Annotated in this window: 15 protein-coding genes and 1 tRNA gene; 7 read left to right on the forward strand and 9 right to left on the reverse strand. The window is 58.3% G+C overall.

Annotated features, from left to right (window positions below; genetic code table 11):
* Window positions 1–296: 296 nt before the first annotated feature.
* The 5 genes from QMK31_RS10755 to QMK31_RS10775 all read right to left on the reverse strand — a co-directional run bounded on the left by QMK31_RS10755 (window position 297) and on the right by QMK31_RS10775 (window position 9,474).
* The gene (locus QMK31_RS10755) at window positions 297–3,347 is read right to left on the reverse strand and encodes a type III restriction-modification system endonuclease (protein WP_283500936.1); all 3,051 of its coding nucleotides are present in this window, start codon (window positions 3,345–3,347) and stop codon (window positions 297–299) included.
* 4 nt (window positions 3,348–3,351) lie between these two features.
* The gene (locus tag QMK31_RS10760) at window positions 3,352–5,214 is read right to left on the reverse strand and encodes a site-specific DNA-methyltransferase (RefSeq protein WP_283500937.1); all 1,863 of its coding nucleotides are present in this window, start codon (window positions 5,212–5,214) and stop codon (window positions 3,352–3,354) included.
* On the reverse strand, window positions 5,202–5,906 hold the full coding sequence (locus tag QMK31_RS10765) for a DUF4391 domain-containing protein (RefSeq protein WP_283500938.1): 705 nt from the start codon (window positions 5,904–5,906) through the stop codon (window positions 5,202–5,204). The genes QMK31_RS10760 and QMK31_RS10765 overlap by 13 nt, the downstream gene beginning before the upstream one ends.
* A complete protein-coding gene (locus QMK31_RS10770) occupies window positions 5,903–9,109 on the reverse strand; it encodes a helicase-related protein (RefSeq protein ID WP_283500939.1) in 3,207 nt (1,068 codons plus the stop codon). Before QMK31_RS10770 ends, QMK31_RS10765 begins: the two co-directional genes overlap by 4 nt.
* A 161-nt stretch (window positions 9,110–9,270) precedes the next feature.
* A complete protein-coding gene (locus QMK31_RS10775; protein ID WP_104136694.1) occupies window positions 9,271–9,474 on the reverse strand; it encodes a helix-turn-helix domain-containing protein in 204 nt (67 codons plus the stop codon).
* A 249-nt stretch (window positions 9,475–9,723) separates the two neighbouring features.
* On the opposite strand from QMK31_RS10775, the gene QMK31_RS10780 reads away from it, so the two are divergent.
* From QMK31_RS10780 to QMK31_RS10790, 3 genes are all read left to right on the forward strand, one after another.
* Window positions 9,724–10,152, forward strand: a complete 429-nt coding sequence (locus tag QMK31_RS10780) for a hypothetical protein (RefSeq protein WP_283500940.1) — start codon at window positions 9,724–9,726, stop codon at window positions 10,150–10,152.
* A gap of 158 nt (window positions 10,153–10,310) precedes the next feature.
* A complete protein-coding gene (locus QMK31_RS10785; RefSeq protein ID WP_283500941.1) occupies window positions 10,311–10,805 on the forward strand; it encodes a hypothetical protein in 495 nt (164 codons plus the stop codon).
* Between the two features lie 219 nt (window positions 10,806–11,024).
* Entirely contained in the window at window positions 11,025–11,375 is a 351-nt protein-coding gene (locus QMK31_RS10790; RefSeq protein WP_283500942.1) for a hypothetical protein, read from the forward strand.
* A 38-nt stretch (window positions 11,376–11,413) separates the two neighbouring features.
* On the opposite strand, the gene QMK31_RS10795 is transcribed toward QMK31_RS10790, so the two are convergent.
* Window positions 11,414–12,046: a hypothetical protein gene (locus QMK31_RS10795; protein ID WP_283500943.1), complete on the reverse strand. Its 633-nt coding sequence runs from the start codon at window positions 12,044–12,046 to the stop codon at window positions 11,414–11,416.
* Between the two features lie 257 nt (window positions 12,047–12,303).
* Between QMK31_RS10795 and QMK31_RS10800 the strand changes: the two genes are divergently transcribed.
* Together QMK31_RS10800 and QMK31_RS10805 are read left to right on the forward strand one after the other, a co-directional pair.
* On the forward strand, window positions 12,304–12,567 hold the full coding sequence (locus QMK31_RS10800; RefSeq protein ID WP_283500944.1) for a helix-turn-helix domain-containing protein: 264 nt from the start codon (window positions 12,304–12,306) through the stop codon (window positions 12,565–12,567).
* Window positions 12,560–13,837: a tyrosine-type recombinase/integrase gene (locus QMK31_RS10805; RefSeq protein WP_283500945.1), complete on the forward strand. Its 1,278-nt coding sequence runs from the start codon at window positions 12,560–12,562 to the stop codon at window positions 13,835–13,837. The genes QMK31_RS10800 and QMK31_RS10805 overlap by 8 nt, the downstream gene beginning before the upstream one ends.
* A gap of 56 nt (window positions 13,838–13,893) precedes the next feature.
* Here QMK31_RS10805 and QMK31_RS10810 read toward each other — a convergent pair.
* A tRNA-Arg gene (locus QMK31_RS10810) sits at window positions 13,894–13,966 on the reverse strand.
* Between the two features lie 150 nt (window positions 13,967–14,116).
* On the opposite strand from QMK31_RS10810, the gene QMK31_RS10815 reads away from it, so the two are divergent.
* Window positions 14,117–14,854: a flavodoxin family protein gene (locus QMK31_RS10815; protein ID WP_283500946.1), complete on the forward strand. Its 738-nt coding sequence runs from the start codon at window positions 14,117–14,119 to the stop codon at window positions 14,852–14,854.
* A gap of 181 nt (window positions 14,855–15,035) precedes the next feature.
* Window positions 15,036–15,449, forward strand: a complete 414-nt coding sequence (locus QMK31_RS10820; protein ID WP_283500947.1) for a DUF1294 domain-containing protein — start codon at window positions 15,036–15,038, stop codon at window positions 15,447–15,449.
* Here the strand turns inward: QMK31_RS10820 and QMK31_RS10825 are convergent.
* Together QMK31_RS10825 and QMK31_RS10830 are read right to left on the reverse strand one after the other, a co-directional pair.
* Window positions 15,439–15,699 (reverse strand): hypothetical protein, encoded by a 261-nt coding sequence (locus tag QMK31_RS10825; RefSeq protein WP_283500948.1) that lies wholly within the window; start codon window positions 15,697–15,699, stop codon window positions 15,439–15,441. The genes QMK31_RS10820 and QMK31_RS10825 overlap by 11 nt on opposite strands.
* Window positions 15,700–15,704: 5 nt before the next feature.
* On the reverse strand, window positions 15,705–17,141 hold the full coding sequence (locus QMK31_RS10830) for a glycosyltransferase family 2 protein (protein ID WP_283500949.1): 1,437 nt from the start codon (window positions 17,139–17,141) through the stop codon (window positions 15,705–15,707).
* Window positions 17,142–17,150: the final 9 nt, after the last annotated feature.

Genomic DNA, 17,150 nt, shown 5'->3' on the forward strand with positions numbered 1-17,150 from the left:
GAGTCGAACTTCCAACCGCACACCCAGGCCTAGCCCGTCGGACGACGTCTAACCATAACCTACCGCTGATCTCCGGCAGCGACTTCATCGGCAATATCGAAGGGTTTTACAACACTCGGCGCCCGGAACTCATCACGCGCTTACCGCCGGTCCAGGGAAGTCCACTATGGCGATCAGCAGCCACAAATTGCAGGCGCAATAGAATGCACTAAATCCGCTCTCCGAAATGCCTGCGGCAGCTCGTACCGGGTACGCACAAGAGCTCATACGTCCAAGCCTCTAACGCCACCCTTCAATCATGCTACCGCCCCAACAAGTTGCATGAGCTCGCTGTAGTCGGTGACGACCTCGTATGTCACGGTCTCATCGTGCTTGCGATTGATCGCGGCGAAGAACTTGCGGGCGCATTCGATCTTTGCGTCTTCGATTCCCTTGAGTTGCATCGACGACAAGGAGCCCTTGGTCTCGGCGATGAAGTACACGTGCTTGACCTGGCCTTCCTGGAACGCAATGGCCCAGTCGGGGTTGTAGTCGCCAACCGGGGTGGGGATGAAGAACCCGCGCGGCAGCTTCGCATAAACGACGACCTCTGTGCTGGTATCCAACTCGGTCACAAAGTCGCGCTCGATCTTGGAGTCGGTGATCACGTAGTCGTAGATGTGTTTTTTAAGCTTTTCTCCGGCCTTCGCGAAGTCCTGCTTCGTCTGGTTCGCGGTGAAGATCGCCGTGTCGTGGCGCTCAGCGAGGGTGTCGTACGTCAGGTGCTCGACGATGACGGTGGCCTTCTGCTCATTGATGAGACGCGCGGCCTCGGTGATGAATTGCTCCGGGTTCTGTCGGTACTTCGCGAACGTCGTTGGCTTTATCTTGCTCAGTATCACTCCGGCCGTGCGACGGGTGAGCTTCGTCTTTTCCGTGATCTCGCCGAGGAGGTCGTACTTGATTTGAGAAGCCGAAGAGACTGCTTCCCCATGGGTTCTCGTCGAATTGACGGTGAATCCACTCCCATCGGACAGATCATCGGCGTCAATAGTCGCGCGTTGCTTGCCGGATTGTACGACGTACTGCATCGCGGTGACGTTGAGGTGAACGTCCAGTTCAGTGACGCACTTACTGATCAATTCGGTGGCATCGAACTCGACTTGGTAGATCGCCTTGTGGTTGATTCGACTCCAGAGTTCTTTGAACTCCTTCCTCGCAAAGTTTTCCTCGTTTATGGGAATCTTCTTCGGCTTGCGCCCATTGCTCACGAAGTCGATGTTCAGGTAGAGCGAATCGACAAGTGGCCATATAAAATCAATCACTGGCCTGAGCACATCCGAGGTCGGATCCGCCAGAGTACCCTCATCGCGCGCTGCCCTGTATACGTCGGAAATGGTGTCGTCATCATTGAGATAGTCGTTTTTCACGAGGTACTTGTATAGGACGTTCGCCAACACCTCCTCGATGACACTCTCGCCGGACGCAGTCACATACGTCTTTCCGAGGAAGTACTTGACGCTTGCTTTGCGAGGTCTGGAGGCGAGAGAATCGCTGATCTCCTTCTGCAAACCCGCTACAAAATCGGTGTAGGACTCGTCAGTAACTACGGTCAGCTCGTTGATGTCGTGCACGGTGGCAGGATTATCCATCCGCTCGCCGCGCTGATCCACCGACAGCCGGAGCCCTCGGCCAATCTCCTGGCGGCGGGAGACGGTGTTATCGCTCTTCTTGAGCATGCCCATGACAAAGACATTCGGGTTATCCCACCCCTCACGTAGCGCCGAGTGAGAGAAAATGAATCGTACCGGCTCAGCGAACGACAGCAGCCGTTCCTTGTCGCGCAGAATCAGATCATAGGCGTCGGTGTCGACCGACTGGCCCTTCTCGTCTCCGGCCTTCTTCACCTCTCCATCGACCAGTCGCTTGGACTTCTTGTCGATCGAGAAGTAGCCCTGATGGGTGGCCTCGACCGCGATGGACTTAAGGTGACTACGGTAAGCCTCAGCGTTCGCATCGAGCGACAACTGGCTCAGCTCGCCCCCGACAAGCTCGTTGTATTCTTCGACGAAGGTGCGAGCGTAATCGCCGAGAGTGTCCTCGCGCTCGTAGTCGCGGTATTTGGCCACCTCATCGATGAAGAAGAGCGAGAGCACTTTGATTCCTTGGGCAAATAACTCGCGTTCCTTATCGAGGTGGGCGCGGATGACCTCTCGGATCTGGATCCGGCGCTTGGCCTCGTCGGTCACGTCCTCTGTAGCCTGCCCCGCGCTCACGAAATCGCCGTTGCTCAGCTCGATCAGATCTCGATTGGCGTCGATGTCGTTGACATACAGGCCCTTGTATGCCTCGATGCCACCAGACACATCGTGCAGGTTCGCACCAACGTCAAGTCGTTTGACCTGCCGCTTGATGCCGTTCTTGGTCTGCACCTCCAGCTCAACGCGTGCACGCGGCTTCGCGCCCTTGGCGATCTCGATTCCCTCGAGGTACAGGTACGCGGTGCTGCCCGCCAGACCCTTGACGAAGATGCCACGCACCGAGATCTTTTTCACTAGCTTTTGGTTATACGCATCCAGCGCGTCGAGGCGGTGAACCTTGTTGTGCTCAACCTTGTGAGTGGCTGAGTATCGCAGCACCATCAGAGCGTCAAACCGGCTCAATGCTTCCAAGGACTTGGGCGCGCCGATCTTCTGCGGCTCGTCAATGATGACGATCGGCCGGTTCGCGCTGATAACGTCGATGGGGCGCCGGGACTGAAAATCGTCCAGCTCATCGTAAATCCGACGGTTGTCCTTGCCTGTTGCGTTAAACGCTTGGATGTTGATGATCATCACCTGCACGCCAGCGTCGGAACTGAACCTCTCCAGCTCGTGCAGTTGACTCGAGTTGTAGACGAACGACCGGGGCTTGGATCCGTAGGTCTCCTGAAAATGCTCAGCGGTTATCTCAAACGATTTCCTTACGCCCTCGCGGATCGCGACGCTTGGCACCACGATGATAAATTTCGACCAGCCATAGCGCCGGTTCAACTCCATAATCGTCTTGATATAGACGTACGTCTTGCCTGTTCCTGTTTCCATTTCGATGTCGAGGTTTATCGGCCCGGCTTTGCTCGGGACGAGCGACGTCGACAACGGCAGATTCTGGCTGCGCTGGACTGCGTGGACATTCTCCAACAATTGCGTGGAGCTCACCTCGACCGCAGCGTTCCGAAAGCCCGAGTCATCCGTGAGAGTCGGAAGTACGCGCCGCCCCGGGTCAATCCGGTAACTTACCCCGTCGTCGCGTGGCTGCCCCGCGAAACAGTCGACGACTGAGCCAACTGCCTCCGTCTGGTATTTCTGGATTTTGAACTGAAGTTTCATCAGGCTAGATTGCCTTGACATCAGTCGCAGGCGATACCTCGGCGAAGACCTGCTCGGCGTTGATGCGGTCCGCGTCGGTCGCGAAGCCCGAGTCACGGAATACGGCACGCAACGGCGCTCGGCTCGCGATCTCGCGAACAACGACCGTGCTCATGTTGTCGGCAAAGCACGCGATGAGCGCGCCTTCGTCGACCACGAAAATATCGCATCCATCAACCGTCTCGACGGTGATAAGCAATGTCAGATCCAACCCCCAGTCGAGCAGGACTTGAAAAAGTAAATCTTCGGAGGTGCGGTCAGGTTTCACACTGTCGTTGTAGAGAGAAAGATCGTCCTGAAAAAGCGTATCGGGTGTGCGCCTCACTTCAGTCAAGTTCGAGGAATCCACACGGAGCGCGCGAAACCCTATATCAGAGGCCGGGCCCGCGGCGACCAGCTTCTGGCCAGCTCGGCGGATGCGTTCACGGCTCAACTCGGCGATGTTGGCGAAGCCCGACTGAGCCGCTACTGTGCTGGGAGCGGCCTTCTCCGCCAGCTGGACCATAATGAATTTCCGGACTCCACCATCGCGCGCGTTTGCCTCCATCACCGCAGCAGCCATTGAAGACGATCCCGCGAAAAAGTCGAGCACGACCGAATCACGGTTCGTGGCCGCTTCGAGCACATGGAGAAGGAGCCCGACAGGTTTTGGTGACTCGAAGATCGTACCGTTCCCGAAAAGTTCGGCCATCTCTCGTGAGCCCGCCGAATTAAAGGGCGCAAAGTCCCAAAGCGTCGTCCACGTAGCGCCGTCCTTTACCTCAGCGAGAAATCGCTTCAGCTTTGGCGCACCGAGGTCGTCCTTCCCGAAGTAGATCGAGTCCTCTTCAATCAGGTGCGCAATCCGTTTGGCGTTGAATCGCCAATTCCCACCATTCGATGGCCGATGAATCATGCCGTTCCGCGGATTGGCTATGGGAAAATTGAGAGATTCAACGTAGCGCCCGCCTTTCACGTTGGCCGTGAGATCACCAGCTACCCATGGTCCTTTGGGATGATTGTCCGGGTTCTTGTAGCGCGCGATCTGATCATCTGAGCGAGGGCGCAGCCGAAGGCCTGACAGGTCGGTGCGCGCATAGACGAGCATGTAGTCATGCTGTGCACCCATTACACGATCGTTTGGCGGGGTGTTTCGCTTCTTCCAGATAATCTGCGCGACGAACTGTCGCTCGCCGAAGATTTCGTCGCATAGCCGTCGCAAGTTTGCGACCTCGCCATCATCTAGGGAAATAAAAATGAGGCCATCATCAGTCATGAGTGATCGCGCGAGCTTGAGGCGCGGATAGATCATGCTCAACCAATCCGAGTGGAATCGCCCGTTCGACTCGGTATTCACTACCAGCCGATTGCCGCTTTCGTCGGCTTGCCCGGACCGTGCAAGGTACTTCGCGGTGCTCTCCGAGAAGTCATCGTCGTAGACGAAGTCTTTTCCGGTGTTGTAGGGCGGATCAATGTAGATCAGTTTGACCTTGCCGAGGTACGACTCCTGCAGCAGCTTGAGAGCATCGAGGTTGTCACCCTCGATGAAGAGATTCCGCGTCGAATCAAAGTTGACAGAATCCTCGCGCATAGGGCGCATGGTCTTTGCAATTGGAGCGTTCGCCGCAAACAGAGCCTCCCGCTTTCCCGGCCAATCGAGCTGATAACGCTCTTGCGGGCCTTCGATGACGTGACTAGACAGCTCTTGGCGTAAGAGATCGAAGTCGATAGCGCGCGCCAGATTGCCCTCGTCGTCGACGCCTTCGGTAATGACCGTGGGGAAGAGTTCAGCGATCTTGTCGAAGTTCCGCTCGGTCAGGTCGGGCGAGTGCATTTTCAACTTCTCCACGGGGATTCCTCGGTCTTTGGTGTTGCAGGTTCGGTGAGCGCACTGAGCGCAGCGGTTCGATCGCGAAGCTGTCGTCGGAGTTCTACCTTGCGATTGAATTGGGGCTCAGCGCGGAGTTTCTTGTCCATGGCGGCTATTTCGCGTTCAAGCTTGCGGCATTGTTCTATCCTGCCAGCGGCCACCGACATGTCCTCACCCGGGCGCAATGCGATAGGCAGGATGGGTGTGAGCAGGCCGATGTAAAGGCCGGACAGATCGCGGGAAGGGGGCAGCGGTGCTCGTGTCGCCTCCGCCCCCTGCCAGTCCGTCGTGAAATAGACGCCGAGTCGCTGCATTCCGGCGATCTGCTTGTAGGCGGCGGTCATTCGCGTTCTGATCTGATCGCCGCTACCGCGGCTGATCTCGAAGACGATCGGAAACGGGATGGCCTTGTCGATGGCGGCGAGGACGGCATCACTAACATCATCGTCTTTGGCGTCGATCGCGAAGATCTGGATCTCGGGGACTAGTACGTCACCGCGGAGATGGATCGTTTCGTCGGAGAGTTTGTATGCCCAGGTAATTCGCTGAATTTCGGAGACGAACTTATCGCGCACGGCAAACGAGATCATTGCGTTCTCGTAGAACTTGGTCTTCGGGACGACACGACCAAACTTTGCGGCCGCTGGCCAGCGATAGAGCGGCGCAATCATTCGACGGCTCCACTGGCCGGGTCCACAACGGCTAGGAAGGCGACCAATTCGAAATCATCGAGTCCGCTGATGGCCTGCGTCAGGGCAGTAGTTCGAACTCCGGTGAACAGGCTATCGAGGTCAAGTTCCTCGGTCACGTCGATCATTGACCGGATCGCTGCGGTGAGCAGGTCGGAGTAGTGGCTCATCTCCGCGCCCCCACGAGTCGCGGTATTGAAGATGCGACAGACGCTGGCGACGGGATCATCGTACACACGGCATCCGATGCGGATCAGGTCGAGCAGATGCTTGACCTCTGTGTGGTCGGCGATGACATTGCCCTCGTTGTCGAGGTAGATGAGATAGTGCGGGTGCAGGCGATTGCCACGGTTGATGGTTTCGTCGGCGTTGACGTTTCGCAGCGCGAAGAGCGCCCCGGGGTACAAGCCCACCTCTGGCCGAGCGGGCACGACAGCATGTAACCCCTTGGGTGCCGCAGCTAGATCGCCGTACTCCTTGACGTAGCCGAGTAGGTCCATGCGGAAGTCGTTCAGGCCGAGGTCGGTGATGGAGACTCCAGTGCGCACATCCTCTAACTCGATGACTTCGTCCTGAAGCTTGCGGAGCTGCTCCCTCCGGAAGGCAGTGTCGCTGGACTGCTGCGTAAGTATGTTGTCGTCCGCGGTTGCTGCGAGGTCGGCGATCACCATGCGGCTTTCAACGCGTTCCTTGAGGTTGATGTACTCGTCGAGCGAGATGTCCGGCCAGAAGTTTACGAGCTGGATCTGAGCGTTCGTGGAGCCGATACGGTCGATACGCCCGAACCGCTGGATGATGCGCACTGGGTTCCAGTGGATGTCGTAGTTGACCAGGTAATCGCAGTCCTGGAGGTTCTGGCCCTCACTGATGCAGTCCGTACCGATGAGCACGTCGATGTCTCGGGACTCTTTGGGCATGAGGATGTCACGAGACTTCGATCGCGGGGAAAACAGCGTCAGCAATTGCTGGAAGCTAAAGCCCTTGCCGAGGGTCGTGCGGGGGGTGTTCTTGCCGGTGACGATGCCTGTTTCAAGGCCACTGCTGGCGAGAAATGGAGCGATCTCGCGGTACAGGTAGTCGGCGGTGTCGGCGAACGCGGAGAACACCAAAACCTTTTGGTTGCCTGAGTTAATCGGAGAGCTCACCTTGGCTACGATGCGTCGCTTGAGTTCAAGAAGTTTCAGGTCGTGTTCCGGTGTGATCACGTTCATCTCGCCCAGCAGGTCCGCGATAATTGCCTGGTCATGATTCAGGTCGCGTTGCCATGACTCCACATCCATGTCGGCCAGCTCGATGCGCACCTTCGATCCCACCACCGCACCTGTTGGAACTTCGAAGTCATCGTCGTCGGCCTCAATATCGCCAAACTCGTCGGATAGGTTCGCGACCGAAGCCGCATGCCCCTCCACTGTGTCGAGAGTTCCGTCATGCGCCGTTGCCAACCTACCGAGGGTGAGCCGAAAGGCTTCGACCGAGCTTTCGAGGCGCTTGAGTAGGTTTGTGGTCATCAGACGCTTGAGGCCACGTTCTCGATTGATGTGCCCCAGGTTGGCCACGGCGCTATTGCCCTGCGGGTCGTATAAGCGCTCGTACTTCTCGCGCCGACTCGGGAACACATAGCTCAGCGGGGCGTAGATCGCTAATGTGAGCGACGAGAGCTGCTCGAAGATCTCATTAAACGTCGGCACGTCCGGTAGGTCAGTCAGCGGTGCACGCACTGACTCCGGCGGCAGCCGGTGGGGAAACGCACCGATCTCAGTCGTATCGTAAAACGCTTGGATGTGCTTGCGGGAGCGGGCGATCGTGACTGCGTCAAGCAGTTCAAAGAAGTCGAAATCTAACCGTGCCAAAATAGTTTCAGCGGTGCGGTCTTCGACGGGCAGTTTGGCCCACTCGTTAAACACTCGTTGCGCCTGACGGAAGACCTCTTCGATGCTTGTGGAAATGTCGAGCTTGGCCGAGAGCTGCTGAGAGTCGCCCTCGTAGGCCAGCGCCAGCTGATTGCGCAGGTCAGTGAACTGGTTGTTGACCGGGGTGGCCGAAAGCATGAGCACCTTGGTCTTCACACCCTGCTGAATGACCTGCCGCATCAACCGTTGGTAGCGGGTCTCCTTCTCAGTCGTGAAGTCGGCGTTCCGGAAGTTGTGACTTTCGTCGATCACGACAAGGTCGTAATTGCCCCAATTCACCCGGTCGAGCGGGATACCTAACGATTCTCCCCTTGTCCGAGACAGGTCAGTGTGCGCGAGAACGTCGTAGTTGAGGCGGTCGGACGCGAAGATGTTCGTCGTCAGGTTGGCGTTGTAGTTGGTCCAGTTCTCGGCGAGCTTCTTGGGGGCAAGGACGAGGACCGATTTGTTGCGCAGTTCGTAGTACTTAATGACCGCAAGCGCAGTGAAAGTCTTCCCGAGTCCGACGCTGTCGGCGAGGATGCATCCGTTGTAGGTTTCAAGTTTGTTGATGATTCCCGTTGCGGCGTCGCGTTGGAAGTTGTAAAGGCTCTTCCAGATCGCGCTGTCTTGGTAGCCGGTCAAATCGTTTGGGAGGACATCCTCGCTGAGGTCTTCAAGAAACTCTGCGAACAGGTTGTACAGAATCAGGAAGTAAATCCGGGACGGGGAGTTCTCTGCATACACCGACGCGATGTGGTCATGGACCGCCTCGGTCACGTCGTCGAGTTGATCAGAGTCGTGCCATAGCTGATCGAAAAGCTGCACGTATTGCGATGTCATCGGGGCTTCATCAATCTTCGTCACGAAGTTTGAGACCGAATTACCGCGTTCATAACCCAGATCAGCGGCAGTGAACCCCTGGATCGGCTGGTACGTCGCCTTGTCGTCAACGGTTGCGAACTGTTGCATCGGGGCGCCAGTCGTATTCGACTTAAAACGCACTTTGCGACGCACCCACTCTGCGCACTCCCTCGCGATCGCCCGCTGGGTCATCTTGTTGCGCAGGCGAATCTCAAATTCCGACCCGTACAGAGTCGACTCACCATTGCGGGCGTGAGGGATGAAAAACTCGCGCCGCTCCTTGGACACCCGATCCGTCGCCTTCGCCGTGACAAACGAAGGGGACGTGAAGATGAACTGAAGTTCTTCGATCCCGTTCAATTCTTTCTTCAAAGCCTCGAAGGCGAAGATTGAAAAGGTCGACGCGGCTATGCGAACCTTCGAGCCGGGCACAATCTCCGACTTGAGGTCGTCACCCAGCAGCTCGTTTACGTTATCAATGATGTGCACGCGACCTCACCCCCACTACATTTGCGGACCGTGGCGTTGTTCCGCGCCACTCGCCGATTCCCTGACGAAGAGCGCACTGATAGTGAAACAGAGTCGGTACTTCGTCACTTGATCCCACCAATTGGCGCAGCGCCATCCGTTGCCCCACCGGAACGCACCCAGCCATCGACTTCGCTGCATTGAAACTTCCATAGACGCCCGACGCGATGAGCTGGCATGTCCTTCGCGGCGATCCAGGCATAGACAGTGTCTCTGCTCACACCGAGGTGTTCCGCAATGTCTTCAACCGAGAGCCACCGTTCCGACATCGCACCCCCTCATTGCCAGTTTCACCGGATCTAAACCGATCGTATCGGGTTACCGCACTTCACTGCACAAAGCCGTCGCAGTCCGGACGTGCGAGGCGATGGTGGCACTCGACCACCATTTATTCCGGTTCCGATCGACTTTCGCGGAAAGCAAGAATGTGCCGCGCATGGAGTAATCAACGTCACCAACCTGTTGATGTTATTCGCTACACAAAAATACGGGCACAGCCCCGAACCGAAAGGCCCACCATGACCACGATTCCCTTAAGCCAGAATTCACCATTCGCTGAAGGTCGCAGGAGGAGCCTCGAACGCTGGTTCTCCCGGGACATGAAGCAGTTCGGTTCTGACCCGACGACATCATTACTGGGCGCCTTCGACAATATCGTCACCGCGGAACTGTCCGCTGGGCCACAATTCAGCGAGGACGAAGCCTTCGGACTGCTCGCTTTGCATCAGGGGTGCATTTCTGCGCCCTTGGACGTGGGGACCTTCTTGGCCCAGGATATGCAGGATGACCCTGAGACCTACGAACCCACGGCAGAAATGCTCGCAAAACTCCGCGCGCTCACGGTGACGCAAGACTGGGCAATTCGCATGCTGCTCGCCGTGCACGAGGAACGCCGGCAGAGCACCCCCACCCTTACCCTCAAGGAACTTGGATTCCCAATCGAATAGCCTCTGACGCTGTGGGGTGCCGACACCTGGATTGACCTCCACTCACGGTTGGTCGCAGATTTTGCCGCGGCCACCGCCACGTCGACGATCGCTTTCTCGGCGGTGTACTTCGCGATAGGAGCAACAGGGGTGGAGTTATTGCCGCGCATGACCTCCATATGAAAGACGCATCCCTCTATTACGTGACCGGCCTGCTCACCGACGGGCAGTTGTGGGTGTCCACCTCCACCGAAACGCTTATCGAGGGCCTCGTACTGGGCTGCTCCGAGGGAGCTGATCATGCGGCGCGCGCGAAGCTCCGACACAATTTCCTCCTCGCGGCCGCCACCGCATGTCAGGAGGGACTGATCGAGCACGCGATAGAGGAGGGCAAGTGGAATGAAGATACGGCGCCGACATGGGAGCGAGATCGGTTGCGCGCAAACAAAGCCGGACGAGGCCCAAGCGCTGGTGTGTGGAGTTGCGCGGCGCCCCTCGTGCTCGTGCAATCCTCGGACGCGCGGGCACGGACAAAACGGACCGCCGTAAAAGGCAATGTTTTGATTCTCGAGGCGCGTACGCCGGCGCACTTACTGATCAGCCTAAAGAAGCTGGGGATGGTAGATGCGGGTCACGTCAACGGCAAGAGCAAGGTACACGAACCCTACCTTTAAGATTGTTTTCGAAATCTCGGTCTCTGTCTACGCATGACTCTTGTGACGGACCTCCACGCGGGCGCAGGACATTGCAGGACCAGCGTTGCCAAAATTACTCGTTCGAGTTTGTAATAACTCTGGCAAAGCTTGCAGGTGCCGCGCATGGACTACGGGGCGGCAGATACCTGCCGTCGAAAAATTTACATCATTCGAGTACAGCCACCCTAAGGAACGACCATGACGAACAACGATTCTGACTACACCGCAGCCGAAATTATTGACGAGTGGAGCACAAATGACCGCCTTCTGAGGCTCTTACTCTCATACGCCGCGGAAATTGAAACCATCTGGGGAGACGAGCTTGCCCCTAAGCCTGCCCTCGACAGGCCCATCCTCGCGAGCACCACAGAAACGGGCTTTAACCCGTCCGAAGCAATGTACGCGGCAATGGTCCGACTCCTCCTTGAAGATGACGGCATTCCAACCGCGCAAAGCTCATCAGTGGTTTGCAACCGTGGCCTGCTCTCCCAGTATCGCGACTTGGCAGCTGAACCCAGTCTGGTCGTCCAGCACATTCTTAGCCGATAGGGGTTCTATCGATTCCGCGACGCTACGCACTGGTCAGGCTAGTACTCGTTGTGCTCAGCGATGGCCTTGTCCACAGAGTCGAGGGGTGCCCATTTCAGCAACCGTGCGGGATCAACCAAATCGGCTGGCGTGACTGTCACGATTCGGTCTTTGAACCGGTCGACGAATGGTTCGTAGGCAAGGACGTCATCGGCTTCCATGAGCATCCTGGAGCCCTCGACGACTAGGTCGTAATTGACGGCGACGAAGGCATAGGTCCAAGGCGCGACCCGTTCGACCCAACCGTCCGTTCGGACGACGTCATTGGCTTCGTCTTCTTCGGCATCGAGAGCGTCATACATCCAGTTGTCGACCGCACGAAGCATCATGGTGACCTGGTAGTCCTCATATGTCTCGTCTCCGTAGATCTCACGGCCACGCTGGTCTGGGTCAACGTCCTCACCGTCCCGGAGCTCTTTCGCCAGATCAGCGCATGGCCCGGCGAGGGCGATGCGCGCTGTGGTTTCCGGGTCACCGTTCGTTGATGACGACCTTACTTCGCACCAACCGCCGGAATCCCGCTCGATGGACTCGAAGCTGTTCCCGAGATAGATAGAAGCGAGAGCATGCGCGACGCCATGCTGGGCCTCGACTGTAGACAATCTGTCGGAGAGATTGTGTTCCTTTGTCATGATTCGGTGGGCTCCGTGGTGCTTGATCGAGAACTCGGACCGTACGAGCTTACTTAGCCCGAGTGACGCTTTGCTTCGCATAGAGCGCGGCCGTACTCGCGAGCCGACGAGTCTTCCCCTCGATGCGAGGCCGCCGTGGGCCACCGGAGTCACGACGAAGCTCGTTGGGTTCTCGCAGAAACCTGGCAGATGCCGCGCATGACGTGTGTGGACCGCGGAACACCTCGATCCGCACATCGAACCGGAAGCACAGAACCATGACCATTTTAATTACCCACACGTCGCCCAGGGCGACGCTCCTCACCGCCGATGAGGTCGCCAATCGGCTCCGCGTCCCCCTCGCGACTCTGTACAAGTGGCGTTCCGTCGGCGGAGGTCCTGAAGGATATTTCGTCGGACGCCACCTGAGATTCACAGAGCAAGCCGTCGATTCTTGGTTCACCGGCGGCGGAAACAAGGCAGCCAATATCGTTGCCAAAATCGCTGCCAAGACCTCGGCAAAGGCCGCCGCTCGTGGCTAACCGCACGCTTGGCGTCGGCGGCACGCCCTTTGGCAAAATATCTACTCGACCGCTCCCGAACGGAAATGTGCAAGCGAAAGCTCGTATTCGTTTCGAGATCGGTGGAAAACTGTATCCGTTTACAGCTCAAGGAGCTGACGACGACTTCGCGATAGCTGCCCTGAAAGCCAAATTGCTCACCGCGACAGAGCCGGTACGCAAGCGCAGACCCACCAAGGATGTCGATGGCGTGACAATTCGACCCGAGTTCACCACGGCCATCGAGAAGATTGAGCCTGAAACTCTAGTTAGGGATGCCATCGCGCTGTGGTTGCGGTCAATCGATGGCGACCCGCTACGCCGGGCACAGACTCGGGATACGTATCGTCAAACTGCGAGGCAGTCACTCCTATTTAAGTATGGCAACACCGAGGTCGGTAACCTCGATGCGGGCCGACTCAAGCGCTACTTCACGACGCTCGCTCAAACCCAGCCGTCCTTGGCTCGCCGAGCAAGATGGATGCTTCAGCAAGTGCTCGCGGACGCTGTGCTGGACAAGGCGCTCCCACACAACTTGGTGATGGATACACCTAAAGTGAAGCGACCCGAGCACGAACAACCTGAAGTTCTCACTATTGAGGACTTTCAGAAGATGAGGCAGTTGATAGTTGACTGGCGCACGGCCCGCGCCGGCCTCGGTGGCGCACAACGAGACCGTTCCTTTGTACTTACGGACGTCGTTGAAATTCTGGGCGGGACTGCGCTACGAATCAACGAGCTCCTAGGGCTGCGGCACTCCGACGTCGATTACGAGCAGGGAACGGTCGCCGTGTGCGGAACCCTCGTCGAGCTGGACGGACTCGGCCTTAGATTCCAGCCTCGGACCAAGACCCCCGCGGGCATGCGCACAATCACCTTGCCTCGTTTCGCCCTCGACGCTCTCCAGCGGCAGGCGAAACTCAATGGACACGCAGAATACATCTTTTCTACCGGGACCGGAAACTTCGTGAACTCACACAATATCGCCCGGTCATGGCGCGCAGCCCGCACCGAATCCCCACTCGTCTGGGCAGAGATGAAGTCCCTCCGCGCGTCCGTCGCGACCTGGATTGAGAACGAATCAGGCCTTGCTGCCGCGTCAGCGCAGCTCGGGCATGCGGTCGCAGTAGTTGGCGGCTCGAAGGTCACCGCGAAGTACTACATCGGCAAGAAGGGCCGCAAAATTGTCGACAACTCAGAGATACTTGGCGACCTTGTCGGACCCAATGTGGCGAATGAAAGTGGCGACTGAATTTTCGGGACAAACAACAAACCCCCGCAATCCCAATGATTGCGGGGGTTTTCTTGTGCGCCCGAAGGGATTCGAACCCCCAACCTTCTGATCCGTAGTCAGATGCTCTATCCGTTGAGCTACGAGCGCATGTCAATCCCGCGAACTTTAACGCCCGGAGACAACTTGAAAACTATACCAGCTAACGGAGGCTCCTCGCGCCGCGGCCCGGTTCGAACGCGCCAACGCCGGCAAAATCAACCCCTGTTATCGCTTGCAGTCGGGTGCTTTACTAACCGGGTGAACGAGACGAGTCGTACCGAACGAGAATCCTTTGACTACTCCGACCTGCGCGCCGTCTTCATTAACTGCACCCTCAAACGCAGCCCGGAGGTGAGCAACACCCAGGGAATCGTTGACCTCAGCGCCCGAATCATGAGGGAACAGGGAGTGCAGGTCGACCTCATTCGTGCCATCGACCATGACATCGCCACCGGGGTCTACCCCGATATGACCGAACACGGTTGGCCAGCGGATGCCTGGCCGTCGCTATTTGCGACGGTGCAAGCCGCCGATATCCTCGTGCTGGCCGGTCCGATCTGGCTCGGCGACAACGGCTCGGTGACCAAACGCATTGTGGAAAGGCTCTACGCTCACTCGGGTGAATACAACGAGAAGGGACAATACATCTTCTACGGCAAGGTCGGCGGGGCGATCATCACCGGCAACGAAGACGGCGTGAAACACTGCACGTCGAACCTGCTTTACAGCCTTCAGCACGTTGGCTATTCGATCCCACCCGCCGCCGATTCCGGCTGGATCGGCGAAATCGGACCTGGCCCGAGTTACCTCGACGAGGGTTCGGGCGGCCCGCAGAACGACTTCACCAACCGCAACACAACCTTCATGAGCTGGAATCTCATGCACCTCGCCTCGATCCTAAAGAAGAACGGCGGCATTCCGGCCTTCGGCAACCTGCGCCAGGACTGGGACCGCGGCGAGCGCTTCGGGTTCGAGCCGAACCCGGAATATCGGTAGCAATCTGAAGCACGGTTCGACAGATCGGGGAACCCAGCGCTACGCCAAACATTTTTGTTCTAGCCTTCGTTCGCGCCGCCCGCTCCCACACCGGGTGCACTCGACGAGTGCGACACCGGCGGCGAGCGCCGCCACGTGTGGCAACGGTTTCTGTCGGGGCTGTGACCTCTAGCATGGGGTGATGGTCATCGCCCGTTCCCGCCGCGCTGCGGGGCCGGGCAATTACCTCGCCATCGTCGTCTTTGCCGTGGTCTACCTGATCGTCGCCGCATATTGGCCCCGTCCGCTCTGGGTGGCTGGACTCTACCTCATCGCCAGCCTGATCTGTTTTGTGCTGTACGCCACGGACAAGCGGCGGGCGAGGAACGGCAGCTCGCGAGTGCCGGAACGCACCCTGCTGGTCTGGGGCTTCATCGGCGGTTGGCCTGGTGCCATCGTGGCGCAGCAGGTGTTGCGCCATAAGACCCAGAAGAAAAGCTTTCGCGAGGCGTTCTGGGCTACGGTCGTGCTCAACGGCGGCCTCTTCGTTGCCCTGAGTTCACCCGCGGTCGATCGATTAACGACTCACGCGGTGCAGACTTTCCTCACGCGGTGACTTCGGATTCTTCGCCGTCGCGTGGCGTCGCGACGGTATCCGGATCAGTCTGGGGGTAGATGCTTCGGGTTTCGAGGCGACGTCGCTGGCCCGGCATGAGGTCACCGAGGTACACCCGCGGCAGGATCTTCGCGATCGCAAGTGCCGCGTACATCACCGTGTTGATGGCGACGAAGGTCGCGAGGATGGCGAAGAAGTCGGATTGCAGTACCGACCCCGGCAGCAGAATCCCCAGGGGCATCAACATCATGCTGATCATGTGATCACCACCGGTCGCTCCGTGATCGGCTGCTTCACGTGGCCCCAGCTTCCCTGCCGTCCCAGCGTGATGTCGATGATTCCCTTGACGTAGACGGCGTTGAGGTACATATCAAAGAGCAGTTCCGGAAGCACCGTGACGGCAAGCGCGCGGGCCGCCCAGCCTCCCTTCCAGACGGAGACGACACGTTCAGTCGTGAAGATGGTGCCGATGCCCAGCCAGAAGGGGAACCACACCCAGGCGTCCACCGACAGCAGCGTTAGAACAATGAGAAAGAGAAAGGCCGAGAGGGCGATCGCGCTGTAGCCGATGCCGAGCTGTTGGGCCCAGTACCGCAGGGTGGACGGCGTAATGCCGTACGCGCCGATGTTTTCCAAAGCCCCGCGCTGCCAGCGCAGGCGCTGCACCCACAGGCTGCGCAGTGTGGGCATGACCTCGGTGACTACCGTGCACTCCGACGGCGAGATAATGAGCGCCCCGAGCGACTTCAACGCTATCGTCAGCTCGTTGTCTTCGGTGAGCGCTTGGGTATCGTACACATCACCGATTTGTCCGGGGAGCGTCGAACCGCGATTGCTCGCGACCGCCCGCAGCGCACGGGACCGGAACATGGATGCCGTTCCCGTCAGCACGAAGACCATCCCGCGGCGGCGCTTGATCTGAGCGGAGTAGCGCACGTACTCGTTGCGCTGCATCTGACCGAGTATTCCGCGGCCCGGTTCGCCGTAGAACAAACCTCCAACGGCCATCAGCGCACGATCACTGGTGAAACGGGCGACGCCGGTCTCGAGAAAACCAGCATCCAGTGTCGTGTCGGCGTCGACGATCATGATGATGTCGTTGTCGCCCTGATCGGGCAGAATGCGGGCCAGAACCTGGTTCAGGGCGCCCGCCTTCTTCTTGGTGTTGCCCAGCGATTCATAAACTTCGACTCCATGTTTCAGCGCCACGGCCACAGTGCCATCGGTGCAGTTGTCGGCGACGACGATGACCCGTTCGGGTCGGTGGGACTGCGACAAGAGCGAGCTGAGAGTGGCCGGCAGCGACGCTTCCTCGTTGTGGGCGGGAATCAACACGGTGATGGCGACGGGACCAGCGAAAACACCGCGCGTGGCTGCCATCACGATCTTGGGAGCGAGCGGGGCCCTGCGGTAGTTCGACGACCTTCGCGATTTGTTGGTCACCCGGCGTTCGATCAGGGCAACCCCTACAGCGAAAAATATCGCCAAGGCAACGGCGGCCAGCAGAACTCGGGGGGCTGGTATGTCCAGGGCATAGAGGTAGGTCCAAACACCGAGGAGCAAGCCTTCGTCGACGGCTTGGCCCGCTACGGGCTCGTCTGAGGCGACGGCCACCCAGAGCAGTGTCGCGGCGCCGACGGCAGTCGCGGCGACCAGCAGGCCTACCGAACGGCTAAACTTTTGTCCCCCCATAATGGGCAC

This window comes from Cryobacterium sp. PH31-O1, assembly GCF_030063455.1.
Taxonomy (GTDB): Bacteria; Actinomycetota; Actinomycetes; order Actinomycetales; family Microbacteriaceae; genus Cryobacterium.

Coding starts and splice junctions, on each gene's coding strand:
- QMK31_RS10755 (WP_283500936.1), bottom strand. CDS start 3,347: ATGAAACTTCAGTTCAAAATCCAGAAATACCAGACGGAGGCAGTTGGC.
- QMK31_RS10765 (WP_283500938.1), bottom strand. CDS start 5,906: ATGATTGCGCCGCTCTATCGCTGGCCAGCGGCCGCAAAGTTTGGTCGT.
- QMK31_RS10775 (WP_104136694.1), bottom strand. CDS start 9,474: ATGTCGGAACGGTGGCTCTCGGTTGAAGACATTGCGGAACACCTCGGT.
- QMK31_RS10780 (WP_283500940.1), top strand. CDS start 9,724: ATGACCACGATTCCCTTAAGCCAGAATTCACCATTCGCTGAAGGTCGC.
- QMK31_RS10785 (WP_283500941.1), top strand. CDS start 10,311: ATGAAAGACGCATCCCTCTATTACGTGACCGGCCTGCTCACCGACGGG.
- QMK31_RS10790 (WP_283500942.1), top strand. CDS start 11,025: ATGACGAACAACGATTCTGACTACACCGCAGCCGAAATTATTGACGAG.
- QMK31_RS10795 (WP_283500943.1), bottom strand. CDS start 12,046: ATGACAAAGGAACACAATCTCTCCGACAGATTGTCTACAGTCGAGGCC.
- QMK31_RS10800 (WP_283500944.1), top strand. CDS start 12,304: ATGACCATTTTAATTACCCACACGTCGCCCAGGGCGACGCTCCTCACC.
- QMK31_RS10820 (WP_283500947.1), top strand. CDS start 15,036: ATGGTCATCGCCCGTTCCCGCCGCGCTGCGGGGCCGGGCAATTACCTC.
- QMK31_RS10825 (WP_283500948.1), bottom strand. CDS start 15,699: ATGATGTTGATGCCCCTGGGGATTCTGCTGCCGGGGTCGGTACTGCAA.
- QMK31_RS10830 (WP_283500949.1), bottom strand. CDS start 17,141: ATGGGGGGACAAAAGTTTAGCCGTTCGGTAGGCCTGCTGGTCGCCGCG.